The organism is Blautia pseudococcoides (genome assembly GCF_001689125.2).
Classification (GTDB): Bacteria; Bacillota; Clostridia; order Lachnospirales; family Lachnospiraceae; genus Blautia; species Blautia pseudococcoides.
In genome coordinates, this window is the sequence record NZ_CP015405.2 from 700823 (window position 1) to 716460 (window position 15638).

Below are 15638 nucleotides of genomic sequence, written 5' to 3' on the forward strand. Positions count from 1 at the left end.
AGATCTCTTTGAACAGATAAAAGCAAAGGGGAATGATGACGGAATTTAAGGTATTGTGCAAAAAGTACAAAAAAACAAGAACATAATGTAAATTAATATGCAAAAAATCCGGAATGGCCTTGCTACTTCCGGATTTTTTTGCTATAATAATCGTCAGTGGTAATGAAATACAAGGAGGACGAGGCAAAATGGCAAAAAAAAGAAATATCATTGTAGGACAGTCAGGTGGACCCACATCCGTTATCAACTCCAGTCTTGCAGGCGTATATAAAAACGCAATTGAGAGAGGCTTCGACAAGGTATACGGCATGCTTCACGGAATTCAGGGACTTTTAGACGAACAGTATGTAGACCTTTCCACACAGATTCATTCCGAACTGGATATAGAGCTGTTGAAAAGAACACCATCCGCATTCTTAGGTTCCTGCCGGTTTAAAATGCCGGAGATACATGAAGATAAGGCAATCTATGAAAAAATATTTGCAATACTGAACAAGCTGGAAATTTATGCATTTATTTATATCGGCGGCAATGATTCCATGGATACCATTAAAAAGTTATCCGATTATGCGATCCTGACAGGGCAGACACAGAAATTTTTAGGTGTGCCGAAGACAATTGATAATGATTTGGCCCTGACAGACCATACACCTGGTTTCGGAAGCGCAGCAAAATACATAGGTGCATCTACGAAAGAGGTCATCCGTGACGCACAGGGTCTTACTTATAAGAAAAATATGATCACCATCATGGAAATCATGGGACGTAATGCCGGATGGCTGACCGGTGCCACGGCCCTAGCCAAAACGGAGGACTGCGATGGCCCGGATTTGATTTATCTTCCGGAGGCTGCCTTTGATATTGAGCGGTTCTTACATAAAGTAAAAGAACTGCTGAAGAAAAAGTCATCCATTGTGATCGCTGTCTCAGAGGGAATCAAGCTGGCTGACGGACGGTATGTGTGTGAACTGGGCAGTGTGGGCGATTATGTGGACGCGTTCGGTCACAAACAGCTTCAGGGAACCGCTACATATCTGGCAAATTTCCTGGCAGCAGAGTGCGGATGCAAGACAAGGGCTGTTGAGCTTTCTACACTTCAGAGAAGTGCTTCCCATATGGCATCCCGTGTGGATATTGATGAGGCCTTCATGGTAGGTGGTGCTGCAGTCAAGGCTGCAGATGAAGGGGATACCGGCAAGATGGTAGTTATCGACCGTGTATCGGATGATCCGTATATGAGTGCTACAGGAATCTATGATGTGCACAGAATCGCAAATGAAGAAAAATTGGTTCCGAGAACCTGGATGAACAAAGATGCTACATATGTGACAAAGGATTTTGTGGACTATGTAAAACCATTGATCCAGGGCGACTACCAGCCAATCATGGTAAATGGTCTGCCAAGACATCTTGTATTAAAAATGAAACGGAAATAAACCGGCAGTAGATTTTGGGGAAAAGAGAAGGTATATCCATATAGAAACCGGATGTATCAGCGCTTGGGGAAGCGTTGGTGCATCCGGTGTTTTATTCATGACAACAGAAAGTTCGCAGAGCGGGCTTTCTATTGTTTTGCACTTTTTTGTTCCGTACAGGGAAGCACGGGCTTTTTTCCATAAGGAAGCGCAATATCAATCAGAGTGCCCTGTCCGGGAAAGCTCTCAATGGTGAGTCCGTATTCTTTTCCGTAATAGCTCTGAATCCTCTGCTGTACATTCCGGATACCTATGGAATGATGTGAGGAAGTGTCAGCAGGGAAATCAATCTCTTTATCAAGAGAATCTATCAGTTCTTCCAGTTCCGCTTTTTTCATGCCCTGTCCATTATCCGCGATCAAAAAATGCAGGGTATTTCCTTCCAGATTGGCACTTATACTGATGTAACAGTTTTCTTCTTTTTCGGAAAAACCATGGCCAATGGCATTTTCCACAAAGGGCTGCAAAATGAAAGCAGGAATTTCCAATCCCAGAAATTCGTCGGGAACGTCATAATCAAATGAAAACTTCCCCGGGAACCGGATGTTCTGTATGGTCATATAGCGCTGAATCTGCAAAAGCTCCTCTTTCAGAAGTACAATAGGAACCTTTTTCAGATTATAGCGCAGCAGTTCGGACATGCACATGGCAATAGTCTTGATTTCCGGAACATTATGGATATCAGCCAGGGATTTTATCACGTTCAGGGTATTGTACAGAAAATGATGGTTGATCTGTGCCTGAAGAACCTGAATATGCATCTGCTGTTCATTCAGCCGGCTTTGGTAATTCTGCTGTATACTCTGGGTCAGGCGGCTGTTCAGCCGGTTAAAACTGTGTACCACCTTCTGTAGCTCCTGATTGGAAATACGGCCTTCCACGGTTATATCGCTGTAATTGGAGGTATCCCTGGAATCTATCTTTTCACAGAGCTGCCGTATGGAGCGGGTCAGCCCCCTGGAAAGAAGCGCGGCCAGTATCAGCCCCAGAAAGATTGCCAGTAAAAAAATACCCGCATAGTGATATAAATTATTCCGGTAAGCCTGGGTGATCAGAGAGTTATTCATAAAATGTACAATATGCCAGCCTGTGGTTTTATTGTAGCATCCATTGATCAGATAAGAGTCAGAGCCTATATTCAGCTTTTCTGTCCGCACAGAGCTTTCCTTTGTTATCTTCTGATTAAAGTCCTGTATGGCTTTTTTTAAGTCAGGAGAGGCATCCTTCCCTATAAAATCCTTATCAGAAGCATAGGCAAGCCCGCCGTCCGCATTGTAAATGAGCATTACATTATTCTGGGTCTGGGCAGAGTTGGCGATATTCTCAACAGCAGAAAAATTAATGCCCACATAACAGATTCCAATTTCCTTAAAAGTAAAACTGTCATAAAGGACTTTCACCATGGGAAGAATGCTTTTTTTCACTGAGGAGGACTGCTGTACCGGGGCAAAATAGGTATAGTAATCAGAATTTCTTGCTGTTCCGGCCCATTCATCCATGTGATCCAGAATCGTGTTCTGGTCTTTTACACTTGGAATATTGTACTCAAAAGTGTAGTCATACCGGTTTTTGAACATACAGGTAGTGACATTGGAATTCAGCCGGTTTGCCTGTATTAATTGGGAGGAGAGGAGGTAACTGTCCTGGGAATAGCCAAGGACATCATCCTCATAATTGGTGATCATAATTTTCCGGATATCCTTATTCAGTATATGCAGGTCAGCAACCTTGGTGGCATCCTGAAGGAGTGTGTCCAGTGTCAGATTGGCCTGTGTGGTGATCGTGTCCATAGAGCGGCTGAAATCCTCCTGCACCTCATTGGAGGTCCTGTTTGCTGTGGCAATGCCCAGGATAATGGTGGGCATAATGACAAGCAGAAGTGAGGAAAAAAATATCTGGGTTCTGTAAGAAAAATCCTGTAGTTTCATTTCTTGTCTCCTGTGGTTTGATATGTTGAAATTATAAAATGAAAGCGAAATGATTACAAGGAGCGGAGAAGAAATGGATAAAAAATATGATAAAAACTAAAAATAATTATATATTTTACCTAAGAAAAATCCTATTTTACAGACCTTCCCTTAGGTATAATGAATTCATCAAATACAACAGGGGGAAATGAAAAATGAACAAGGCACAGCGTGTAAAAGCAGTTATGGAGCGGAAAGAAGCAGACTTTGTACCGGCTGGTTTCTGGTTCCATTACAAGCCGGATCTTACAGTGGAGGAGATGATTGAGGAGCACTTAAAACTTTACCGGGAAACAGATATGGATGTCATTAAGATCATGCAGGATTATGCGTATCCGGTCACAGGTGAAATACACTGCGCCAAGGACTGGTATCATATTGGCATAAAAGGGACAGACAGCCGGGAGATGGAAAAAATGACGGCCGTGATCAGGGGCATAAGAGAGCGTGCAGGGGAAGAGGTACTGATTTTCCAGACCATGTTCGGTCCTTTCAAGGCGGCATCCACAGCCTTTGGGGATGATGTGCTTATGAAGTACAGTAAAGAGGCCCCTGAAGCAGTTATGGCGGGGATCAAAAATCTGGCGGACGGGCTTGAAGCATGGGCAGAGGCATATCTGGATGCAGGCGCGGACGGTATTTATTATTCCGCACAGTTTGGTGAGGAAGGCAGATTTTCAAAAGAAGAGTGGGAGCAGCTGGTTCGTCCCTTTGATTTACAGATTTTACAAGTGGCAGAGCAAAGGAAAGATAAGTATAATATTCTTCATATCTGCGGGGAACCGGAATATGCTTTCAAAACACATGTGGACTGGTTCTACGATTACCCGGCAGACCTGGCAAACTGGTCTGTAAAAGACAATGGGTACAGCTTGGAAGAGGGCAGAGAGCACTTTTCCTGTGCTATTCTGGGCGGACTGAACAACAAGGGGAATATTCTTCACGGCCCAAAAGAGGAGATACGAAAAGAGGTACAGGCAGTGCTTGAAAGTTTCGGAACCGAAGGGATCATGATTGGGGCAGACTGTACCATACAGGGGGAAGGCATCCGCCTTGACTATATCCGGGAGGCAGTGAAGGCAGCCCATACATATAAAAAAGGAGAAGAGTGATCATGAGAAAGAAATTAGCGGTTTTATTGTGTGCAGCAATGGCGGTTTCCAGTCTGGCAGGCTGCAGCAGCGGCGCAAAAGAGGCCAGTGACACACAGGGGGAAAGCAAAAAAGAAGAGGCCAAGGACAAGGCAGAGAGCAAGGAGAAAGGCAGCGGGGATGTATTGACACTGGAGTTTTTCCAGCAGAAATCAGAGGAAGCCGCCCAGGTAGGATACCAGAATATTATAGACAAATTCAATGAACAGAATCCTGATATTAAGATTGAGATGAATACCGTTCCCGATGCGCCCACAGTTCTTACATCCCGTGTGGCATCCGGTGATATACCGGTGATTTTCACGGACTTCCCCACACAGCTCCAGTTTCATCAGAAGGTGGCTAATGGGTATGTGCAGGATTTGTCAGAACAAGATTTTCTGGAAAATGTGGAGCAGTCAGCTTTGGATATGACAAAGCAGGAGGACGGAAAATATTATGCGCTTCCATTCAGCCGCAACTATATGGGTGTTTGGTACAACATGGAAATCTTTGAAGAAAACAATCTGGAAGTGCCGGAAACATGGGAAGAATTTGTAAGTGTATGCAATGCCCTGGAGGAAAAAGGGGTGACACCTCTTGGGCTTCACGGAAAAGATCCCGGACGTGTCGGGCACACATTCCAGTGCTGTACGGTTGCTTTTGACCCGGAAGGTGTGGAGACCATCGAGAAAGCAGTAGCAGGGGAAGGGAAGATTGAAGGAGATGAAGGATTCAAAAAAGCTGCGGAGAAAATGCTTACCCTTCTGGACCACAGTAATGAGGATGCACTGGCACTTTCAGACATGCAGTGCTATGAGAACTTTGCCAACGGGCAGTACGCTATGTGTATCACCGGTTCCTATGCCCGCGGCACCATTATGATCGCCAATCCGGATTTGAAGCTGGGAGTCTTCCCTCTTCCAAATGACACAAGAGAGACTACAAATACATTGTCCGGCATTGACGCAGCTGTCTGCATTTCAGCCAAAGCCTCCGAGGAAGAAAAAGCCGGTGCTTACAAATTCCTGGAATTTTTGGCACAGCCGGAAAATGCACAGCTTTTCTGTGACGCGGAGGGCGCGCCTTCCTGTATTACCGGTGTGGTGCATAAAGATGAGGGGGTACAGCCGATGCTGGAGCTGATCTCTGACGGACAGGTGCATGACTGGATGGCCTCCACCATTGACAACAACGTGGTGACAGACCTTTATAATGTGACCCAAGGCTTCTGGAGTGAGAAAAACGTGGATAATTATCTGAAGCAGATGGATGAATCCATTGCTATCACATCTGCGGAATAGGACGGAATATGCAGAGAAACGGCAGTGCCTGCATGGGCCTGCCGTTTCCTTTACAAAAAATTGAGTATTTTATAAGGGGGTTGGAAGAATGGAGACAAAATGGAAGAAAAAAGGCTCCGGGAAATGGATTTATTTTGGCTTTACGCTGATACCGGTGGTCCTATACAGCTTCTTTTATGTATATTCCGTAATAAATGGTATCCGCTACAGTTTTACAGACTGGGATGGGATGTCCACCACATTTCATATTGTAGGGTTTAAGAACTATATATCCCTGTTCAAAAATCCTAATTTCTGGGGTTCTTTAAAAACAACAGTGTGTTACAGTATTCTTTTGGTGACGGGGGTTGTAACCCTTTCCCTGGCACTGTCTTTATCACTGAATTCACTGAAAAAATTTAAGACCTTTACCAAATCTGTATTTTTTGTTCCCGCAATGATCGGAGGAATCACCATTGCCCTCATCTGGGACCAGCTTTTTTACAGAGTGGTGCCCTTGCTTGGCCAGGGGCTGGGCATTGGATGGCTGTCCCAGAGTCTTCTTATGACAGGAAAGACCGCCCTTCCGGCTGTGGTGTTTGTACATATCTGGCAGGCTGTGGCGCTTCCCACGGTTATTTTTGTGGCAGGTCTGCAGCAGATTCCGGATGAACAGTATGAATCAGCCAAAATGGATGGAGCCACCCCTTTACAGAGGTTTCGGTTCGTGACATTTCCGTATTTGGTGCCAACGCTGACCGTAAATCTGGTGCTGATGATCAAACAGGGATTTACGTCCTTTGACTTTCCTTTTGCGTTGACAGGAGGAGGCCCGGTGCGGTCCACAGAAGTGATCGGTATCCTGATTTATAATGATGCGTTTAAAAATATGCGTTTTTCCATGGCAAATGCAGAGGCATGTGTACTCTTTTTAGTAGTGGCTGTCTTTTCCCTGACGCAGTTAAAGCTTACCAGTAAAGGAGGAGTCCAGGAATGAAAGTAAAAAAAGAAGGTATGGGATGGATCATTCTCAGAAATCTCCTAATTCTTATGGGACTTTTTCTTATTCTGTTTCCCTTGTATCTGGTTGTTATTAACTCCTTTAAAACGCTGGAGGAGGCCGGAAAAGACTTTTTTGCCCTACCGTCAGGGCTGAATCTGCACAATTTTAAGGAACTCTTCCAGAACAATAATTACTGGGTATTTGCGAAAAACTCGCTGATCATTTCCGCTGTATCCGTGGGGCTTATTCTTATCCTGGTTCCCTCAGTATCCTATGCTATAGCCAGAAATTTTAACAGGAAGTATTACAAAGGGGTGTATTATTATCTGCTTATGGGACTCTTTATCCCCTCCCAGGTCATCATGCTTCCGGTTACGAAACTGATGACAAATCTCAACATGCTGAACCGTCAGGGGCTGATTCTTCTCTACGCGGCATACAGTCTGACCCAGGGCGTATTCTTGTTTGTAAACTACATCAGAGGGCTGCCTTTTGAGATTGAGGAATCAGCCTATATGGATGGATGCAATGTGTTTCAGACCTACGTTCGCATTGTCCTTCCCCTGGTGAAGCCTATGCTGGCCACGCTGCTGATCATGGATCTTCTGTGGATTTGGAATGACTTTATGCTTCCGCTGCTGATACTGAACCGCTCCAAGGAAATCTGGACGCTTCCGCTGTTCCAGTATAATTTCAAAACGGAATATTCCTTTAATTATACCATGGCCTTTACCGCTTATCTGATGTCCATGCTGCCCATGCTGATCGTGTACTGTATGGGACAAAAACATATTATAAAAGGTTTGACAGCCGGTTCTGTGAAGGGGTAAACTTTTTTCAGAAAGAAGGTATGCGCAGATGATGAAAATACTGATTGCAGAGGACGAAATTTACGCCAGAAAGTCTATGAAAAAGCAGATTTTGGAGCTGGATTTCGGGCGGGAATTCCACATTCTGGAAGCTCAGAACGGGGAGCAGGGCATGGAGCTTTTCAGACAGGAAGAACCGGATCTGGTATTCACGGATATCCGTATGCCTAAGATGGATGGCCTGGAACTGCTCAAAGAGATAAAGAAAGAGAACCCGGAAGCAAAAGTTATCATGGTCAGCGCCTATGCAGACTTTGCCTATGCCAAATCCGCCATAAAATTTGGGGCGGAGGGATATCTGCTGAAGCCCATAGAGGACGCCGAGCTGAAAGAATTTATAGTGAAATTCAGGCAGCAGAATACAAGAAAAAAAGAGCAGGCTATGTTCTCGGGAAAGGATATGGTAACCAGATTCATTGCCCAGAGTGTGCAGGAGGAGGAAACAGGAAAAGATTTGCTGGCAGAGCGGATGTTTGGCAAAGTCTTTTGGAAATATCAGGTGCTGGTTCTTTGGTTTGCCGGGAGAAGATATCCTGACCGGGAGGAATTCATGCTTTGGCTCCACAACATATACGGACAGGAAGTATGGACAGCTTTTCGTCTGATAGAGCTTGAGAAGGATATCTGGATGCTTGTTATGGAGGCTGACGGACAGAGCCGGTTCCGGCAGAAACGTATCATACAGAAACTTCTGGAGGAGAAGTATGACTGCTATCTGGGTATAAGCGCGGAATGTAAGGCGCCAGGGGAACTGAAAAGCGCACTTACCCAGGCCACTGCGGCAGTGGAGAATAAGATTTACAGTGATGAACATCTTTTGGAGTACAGTGTGATCGCCGGAATAAAAGCAGTGAAGTATGAAATGTCAGAGGAACAGAAGAACTATCTGCAGATTTCCCTGGAGAAAAAGAGCAGGGATAAGATACAGTCTGCGTTGTGTGAGATATTCCGACATATGGAGGAAAAAGGAAGAATCCATGTGGACAGTCTGGAGATATTTCTTGCACAGGCAGCCGTGCTGATCCATCAGGCGGCTGGCAGGCCCATCCCCAGACTGCGGCTCATAGATTTCTCCCATATGGAGGAGATGAAACAGAGGCTTTTAGAGGCTGCAGAGGAATACTGCACCTGCGGTCCTAACGGACAAACTTTAAAAGGAGAAGACATTATCCAGGGCATGAAGGAATATGCCCGGAAAAATTACCACCTGGATATATCCATCCGGATGCTGGCGGAAAAGGTGTTTTTTATGAATGCTGCGTATTTAAGTCATCTCTTTACAGAGAAAACAGGTATCAGTTATTCCGCGTATATCCGCCGGCTGCGCGTGGAAAAAGCGAGAGAATTTTTGGGGAAAGATACTTACTCGATCACGGATATCGCGTCTATGGTTGGGTATAATGACACGTCCCAGTTTATACGGATATTTAAACAGGAGATAGGGATGACACCAAAGAAATACAGGTGTCAAAAAACAGATGGAAATTAGCGGAGGACAGAATATGGAGGAGAGCAGAAGGGCATTTTATCAAAGTCTGCTTCACCGGGAGATAGCTCCGGCGCTTGGATGTACAGAGCCTGCAGCAGCCGCCCTGACAGCGGCCTGCGCGGCAGCATGCCTGGGGCAGATACCGGAGGAGATCACTGTAAGGACAAGCCAGTATATCTTAAAGAATGCCATGAATGTGGGAATTCCGGGAATAGGTATGACAGGGCTGGATATTGCAGTGGCTCTGGGGGCATTATCCGCCAGCCCTAAGAAGGAACTGATGATTTTAAGCCAGATCAGTGCCGAGGAAAAAAGGATGGCAAAGTCTCTGACAGAGCAGGGAAAAGTACGGATAGAACTTGCTCCCACAGAGGAAAAAGTCTACATAGAAGTACGGGTGCAGGCAGGCGGTGAGACAGCAAAAGCAGTCACAGCGGAAACACATAAGAATATTATCTATGTGGAAAAAAACGGCATGATCTTCTATCAGAAGGAGCGGAAAAAGAAGAAAGAAGGAGAGTCCGCAAAGGAGCCTTATACGGTCACATTGGAGGAAATCCTTGATTTTTCAGAACGCGTCAAATTGGAAAACCTGGAATTTTTAAGGGAGGTTATCCGGATGAACCGGGAGATCGCCCTGGAAGGGATCAACCGCAGATATGGTCTTCAGGTGGGGAAAAATCTCATGGATGGAACAGAGAACGGACTCGTAGGTCAGGATGCAGCCAACTATGCGGCAGCCATGACAGCAGCTGCGGCGGACGCCCGGATGGCGGGATGCGAGAAGCCTGTGATGAGTGCAGCCGGAAGCGGCAACCAGGGATTGACAGCAACCATTCCCATTGCAGCTATTGGAGAAAAACTGGGGATGGAGGAGGAGAAAATCCTGCGTGCTTTAGCCCTGAGTATTTTACTTACGGTACATACCAAACATTATCTGGGACGGCTTTCCGTTCTCTGCGGCTGTTCTATCTCCTCTGCCATGGGCGTGGCATGCGGCATTGTCTTTATGCTGGGCGGCACTTATGCGCAGATGACCTGGGCAGTCAACAGCATGGTGGCCGATATTTCCGGTGTTGTCTGTGACGGGGCAAAACCGGGCTGTGCCCTGAAAATAGCCACTGCCGTCCAGTCTGCCGTGCGAGCGGCCAATATGGCACTGAACGGAAGCGGAGCGGACAGCCATGACGGAATCGTCCACATAAACGCGGAAAAGACATTGGAAAATCTGGGGATTCTGGGCAATTGGGGTATGAAGGATGCAAACCGTATCATACTTGATCTGATGCTGGAAAAGCAGAAAATATAAGGAGGATGTGATGGGAGGTGGGGCAGCAGACAGTGAACTGGAAGCATGGCTTTCGGAGAAAGAAGATGCCATGGTGGAGGACATCACTTCCCTGGTGAAGATTCCCAGTGTTTCGGGGGAACAGGAGGGAAGTGCGCCTTACGGAAAAACGTGCAGAGCTGTTCTGCACAGGATGCTGGAAATTGCCGGAGGATATGGATTTTCATGCCACTCATTTCGGGATAAATGTGCGGTGATCCGGTATGGAGACGGCACAAAAAAAATAGGGATCTGGGGGCATTTGGATGTGGTGCCGGAGGGGACAGGATATGGAGGATGTTGCTTCATATTTAAAGGAAAACCCGGCTCCGGAAGTCTCTTTTGTGACGGACTGCGCATTTCCGGTGTGTTATGGGGAAAAAGGAATCTGCAGAGCGGAAATCGTATCGGAGAAACTTGACGGAAATATGGTCCTATGGGGGGGAAGTGCAGTTAACAGCATCCCGGCATATGCGTGCGCAAAAATCCGGTCCCCGGAAGGAAAGTGGAAGAAGGTACAGGCAGAGGGGATTTCCGGTCATGCAGCGTTTCCCCAGGGGGCAAAAAATGCCCTGGGCATTCTGGCAGAGAGGATACTTTGCAGAAACCAGGAAGAAAATATACTCTCAGATAAGGAGAAAAGGGTGCTGAAATTCCTGAAAGAAGCCTGCGGGAATGGATATGGAAAAGGACTGAACATAGACTGTGAGGATGAAATCTCCGGTGTGCTGACAGCATCGGGTACTGTGGTGAGAATGGAGGGAGAAAAGGCCGTTCTGGAGATGGATATCCGCTATCCTGTCACTGCAAAAGCAGAAGAAATTTGGAGACAACTGGAAAACGAAGCCGGGAAATACGGTTTTTCCATCCGCAGTTTTGAGGACAACGCACCCTCTTACATGGATAAAAATACTCCTTTTGTCACCTGTATTAGCCGGGCTTATGAGGAAGTCATGAAAGACGGGAAGAAGCCCTATGTCATGGGAGGAGGGACCTATGCCAGAAAGATACCAAACGCAGTGGGATTTGGCCCTGGCCTGGAGTTTGACCGGAAGGAAACAGGGCTGCCCATGGGACACGGAAACTGCCACAGTGCGGACGAGGCCCAGTCGGTCAGCAATCTGAAAACAGCAGTGAAAATCTACGTGCAAGCATTACAGAAACTGAATGCGCTGTGATACCAAGTATCAGCAGCCAATGAAATAATGCAGCTAATTTCAAAATAACAGGTGCAGTCAGAGGAAAAGAGAGAAAGAGGAATAACAATGAAGAGAATAGAGATTGGAAAAGGGAAGATAAATGCATCAGAGATAGGGCTGGGCTGTATGAGGATTACGGGCCTGTCCTCGGTAAAAGAGGTCAGAAGTCTTATTGATACAGCCATGGACTGTGGGATTGATTTTTTCGATCATGCGGATATTTATGCCGGAGGGGAGGCAGAGCAGATTTTTGGGCAGGCGATAGATACCGGCATCAGAGAGAAGATGATCCTGCAGACAAAATGTGCCATCCGTCCCGGGATCTGCTATGATTTTTCCAAAAAACATATCCTGGAATCTGTGGATAAAAGTCTGGCACGTCTGAATACGGATTATATAGATATCCTGCTTTTGCACCGTCCGGATACCTTGATGGAGCCGGAAGAGGTGGCAGAGGCATTTGAGATTTTGGAGAGATCAGGAAAGGTGCGCTGCTTTGGGGTCAGCAACCAGAATGCCATGCAGATAGAACTGCTGAACCACTACTGCGGAGGCAAGATCCTCGTGGACCAGCTTCAGTTCAGTATTGCACACTGTGATATCATTGATTCCGGAATCAATGTGAATGTCCACAATGATGCAGGAGCCAGCAGAGACGGCAGTGTGCTGGAATACTGCCGCCTGAAGGGAATCACCATTCAGGCCTGGTCTCCGTTCCAATACGGGATGTTTGAGGGTGTTTTCCTGGACAATGAGAAATTTCCGGAGTTAAACTGCCTGATCGGCCAGCTTGCCCGGAAATACCAGGTGACCAATAATGCCATAGCCGTTGCCTGGATCCTTCGCCATCCGGCCAGGATCCAGACCATTGTGGGCAGCACCAGCAAAGAACGTCTGCGCGGAATCTGCGGGGCATCTGATGTACACCTCACCAGGGAAGAATGGTATGCCTTATATATGGCTGCGGGAAAGCAGCTTCCATGAAAAAGGAAGAATCCGGGGACCATCAATAGCAGCAGTCCGAAATGACGAATTTCGGGCTGCTTTTTCCTTAAAAACATGAGAAACCCCCAATTTTCATGATTTTCACCATTCTTACTTGACTAATATTCCCAAAATGATTAAAATAGGTTGTGTGCGGGCTCTGCCCGCCAGCGTGATACGGCAGAGGGGGATACGCTTCTCTGTACAAGTCATACAACTACTTTTAGGAGGAATGTTCAAAATGGCAAAATGGGTTTACTTATTTAGTGAAGGAAACGCCAACATGAGAAACCTGCTCGGTGGTAAAGGTGCCAACCTTGCAGAAATGACCAACTTAGGCATGCCGATTCCGCAGGGCTTCACTGTTACAACTGAAGCTTGTACAAACTATTACGACAATGGCAAAAAAATCTCTGAAGAAATCCAGGGTCAGATTTTCGAGTCTCTGACAGAACTGGAAAAAATTCAGGGAAAGAAATTTGGAGATAATGAAGATCCGTTACTGGTATCTGTTCGTTCAGGTGCGAGAGCATCTATGCCCGGTATGATGGATACTATCCTGAACCTGGGTCTGAACGATATCGCAGTGGAAGGTTTTGCTAAGAAAACCGGAAACGCTAGATTCGCATACGATTCCTACAGACGTTTCATCCAGATGTATTCTGACGTAGTTATGGAAGTGCCCAAGTCCTTCTTTGAAAAAATCATTGATGAAGTAAAAGAAGCAAAGGGTGTTCAGTATGATACGGAATTAACTGTAGATGATTTAAAAGAGCTGGTTCAGAGATTCAAAGCTATCTACTCTGAGGAGATGAATGGCGAAGAATTCCCGCAGGATCCGAAAGAGCAGTTACTGGGAGCAGTAAAAGCTGTATTCCGTTCCTGGGACAACCCGCGTGCTATTGTATACCGCCGTATGAACGACATTCCGGGAGACTGGGGAACAGCCGTTAACGTACAGGCAATGGTATTCGGTAACATGGGTGAGACATCTGGTACAGGTGTTGCATTTACACGTAACCCATCCACAGGTGAAAAAGGTATCTATGGTGAATACCTGATCAATGCCCAGGGTGAGGACGTTGTTGCCGGTGTTCGTACACCGCAGCCAATCAGCAAACTGGCAGAAGACATGCCGAAATGCTACAGACAGTTCATGGAGCTGGCTATGAAACTGGAAAACCATTACCGTGATATGCAGGATATGGAATTCACCATCCAGGAAGGAAAACTGTACTTCCTGCAGACACGTAACGGTAAGAGAACTGCTCCGGCAGCCATCCAGATTGCCTGCGACCTGGTTGACGAAGGCATGATCACACCGGAAGAAGCTGTTTGCCGTATCGAAGCAAAATCCTTAGATCAGTTGCTGCATCCTACCTTCAATGCAGAAGCATTAAAAGCAGGTGAAGTGATCGGTTCCGCTCTGCCGGCATCTCCCGGTGCTGCAGCAGGTAAAGTTTACTTCACAGCCGACGAAGCAAAAGCTGCTCACGAAGCTGGCGAGAGAGTTATCCTGGTTCGTCTGGAGACATCTCCGGAAGATATCGAGGGTATGCACGCTGCTCAGGGTATCCTGACAGTTCGTGGCGGTATGACATCTCATGCAGCCGTTGTTGCACGTGGTATGGGAACATGCTGTGTATCCGGATGCGGAGAGATCAAGATCAACGAAGAAGAGAAATGGTTTACATTAGGCGGATATACATTCAAAGAAGGAGATTACATCTCTCTGGATGGTACATCCGGTAAAATCTACAAAGGTGATATTCTGACAGAGGAAGCTTCTGTAGGCGGAAACTTCGGCCGTATCATGAGATGGGCTGACCAGTTCCGTAAATTGCAGGTTCGTACCAATGCAGATACACCGATTGATACAGAAAATGCAGTAAAACTGGGCGCAGAAGGTATCGGTCTTTGCCGTACAGAGCATATGTTCTTTGAGCCGGACCGTATTCCGAAGATCCGTAAGATGATCCTGTCCGACAATGTGGAAGCAAGAGAAGCAGCGCTGAATGAGCTGATTCCTTTCCAGAAAGCAGACTTCAAGGCTATGTACAAAGCCCTGAGAGGACGCCCGATGACAGTTCGTTATTTAGATCCGCCGCTTCATGAGTTCGTTCCTACAGATCCGGAAGACATCAAAGCACTGGCAGCAGATATGGGTCTGACAGCAGAAGAAGTACAGGCTAAATGTGATGACCTGCATGAGTTCAACCCAATGATGGGACATCGTGGATGCCGTCTGGCAGTTACCTATCCGGAAATTGCTAAAATGCAGACAAGAGCCGTGATCGAAGCTGCGATCGAAGTAAAAGAAGAGATGGGATATGATATCGTTCCGGAGATCATGATCCCGTTAGTAGGCGAGAAGAAAGAGCTGAAATTCGTTAAAGATGTTGTTGTTGCAACAGCAGAGGAAGTTATGAAAGAGAAAGGCGAATACATCAACTACCATGTAGGAACCATGATCGAGATTCCTCGTGCAGCTCTGACAGCAGATGAGATCGCTGAAGAAGCAGAATTCTTCTCCTTCGGTACCAATGACTTAACACAGATGACATTCGGTTTCTCCCGTGATGATGCTGGTAAGTTCTTAGGCTCCTACTACAGCAGCAAGATCTACGAATCTGATCCATTTGCAAAACTGGATCAGACAGGTGTAGGCCAGTTAGTACAGATGGCTGCAGAAAAAGGACGTAAGACTAACCCCACTCTGAAAATGGGTATCTGCGGCGAGCACGGCGGAGATCCGTCTTCCGTAGAATTCTGCCACAAAGTTGGTCTGAACTACGTTTCCTGCTCACCGTTCCGTGTGCCGATCGCAAGACTTGCAGCAGCACAGGCAGCGCTGAATAATAAATAATCTATTTTGCCAATAGAATAAATGTGCGCGAAAGCGTATTGTGTCC

The 15638-nt window shown here is 46.4% G+C and carries 12 protein-coding genes; 11 read left to right on the top strand and 1 reads right to left on the bottom strand.

Translation table 11 applies throughout. From position 1 onward, the window contains the following. The first annotated feature begins 188 nt into the window (after positions 1–188). Positions 189–1436, top strand: coding sequence for a 6-phosphofructokinase (locus A4V09_RS03260; protein ID WP_065541080.1), 1248 nt, complete (start codon positions 189–191; stop codon positions 1434–1436). Positions 1437–1564: 128 nt separating this feature from the next. Here the strand turns inward: A4V09_RS03260 and A4V09_RS03265 are convergent, their stop codons facing one another. Further along, the gene (locus tag A4V09_RS03265; protein WP_065541081.1) at positions 1565–3403 is read right to left on the bottom strand and encodes a sensor histidine kinase; all 1839 of its coding nucleotides are present in this window, start codon (positions 3401–3403) and stop codon (positions 1565–1567) included. A 194-nt stretch (positions 3404–3597) separates the two neighbouring features. Here A4V09_RS03265 and A4V09_RS03270 point away from each other — a divergent pair, with 194 nt between their 5' ends. The 10 genes from A4V09_RS03270 (at position 3598) to ppdK (ending at position 15592) form a co-directional block, all read left to right on the top strand. Further along, positions 3598–4554 (top strand): uroporphyrinogen decarboxylase family protein, encoded by a 957-nt coding sequence (locus A4V09_RS03270; protein ID WP_065541082.1) that lies wholly within the window; start codon positions 3598–3600, stop codon positions 4552–4554. A gap of 2 nt (positions 4555–4556) precedes the next feature. Further along, a complete protein-coding gene (locus A4V09_RS03275; protein WP_065541083.1) occupies positions 4557–5876 on the top strand; it encodes an ABC transporter substrate-binding protein in 1320 nt (439 codons plus the stop codon). Between the two features lie 88 nt (positions 5877–5964). Continuing rightward, entirely contained in the window at positions 5965–6852 is an 888-nt protein-coding gene (locus A4V09_RS03280; protein WP_065541084.1) for a carbohydrate ABC transporter permease, read from the top strand. Continuing rightward, positions 6849–7688 (top strand): carbohydrate ABC transporter permease, encoded by an 840-nt coding sequence (locus tag A4V09_RS03285; RefSeq protein WP_065541085.1) that lies wholly within the window; start codon positions 6849–6851, stop codon positions 7686–7688. Before A4V09_RS03280 ends, A4V09_RS03285 begins: the two co-directional genes overlap by 4 nt. A gap of 28 nt (positions 7689–7716) precedes the next feature. Continuing rightward, a complete protein-coding gene (locus A4V09_RS03290) occupies positions 7717–9216 on the top strand; it encodes a response regulator (protein ID WP_065541086.1) in 1500 nt (499 codons plus the stop codon). Between the two features lie 13 nt (positions 9217–9229). Beyond that, complete coding sequence (locus tag A4V09_RS03295; RefSeq protein ID WP_065541087.1) at positions 9230–10525, top strand: L-cysteine desulfidase family protein; 1296 nt, start codon at positions 9230–9232, stop codon at positions 10523–10525. A gap of 10 nt (positions 10526–10535) precedes the next feature. Continuing rightward, positions 10536–10964 (top strand): hypothetical protein, encoded by a 429-nt coding sequence (locus A4V09_RS25120; RefSeq protein WP_065541088.1) that lies wholly within the window; start codon positions 10536–10538, stop codon positions 10962–10964. A 7-nt stretch (positions 10965–10971) separates the two neighbouring features. Continuing rightward, entirely contained in the window at positions 10972–11721 is a 750-nt protein-coding gene (locus A4V09_RS26665; protein WP_065541089.1) for a M20/M25/M40 family metallo-hydrolase, read from the top strand. 87 nt (positions 11722–11808) lie between these two features. Beyond that, on the top strand, positions 11809–12726 hold the full coding sequence (locus A4V09_RS03305) for an aldo/keto reductase (protein ID WP_065541090.1): 918 nt from the start codon (positions 11809–11811) through the stop codon (positions 12724–12726). 241 nt (positions 12727–12967) lie between these two features. Then, complete coding sequence (gene ppdK / locus A4V09_RS03310; protein WP_065541091.1) at positions 12968–15592, top strand: pyruvate, phosphate dikinase; 2625 nt, start codon at positions 12968–12970, stop codon at positions 15590–15592. Positions 15593–15638: the final 46 nt, after the last annotated feature.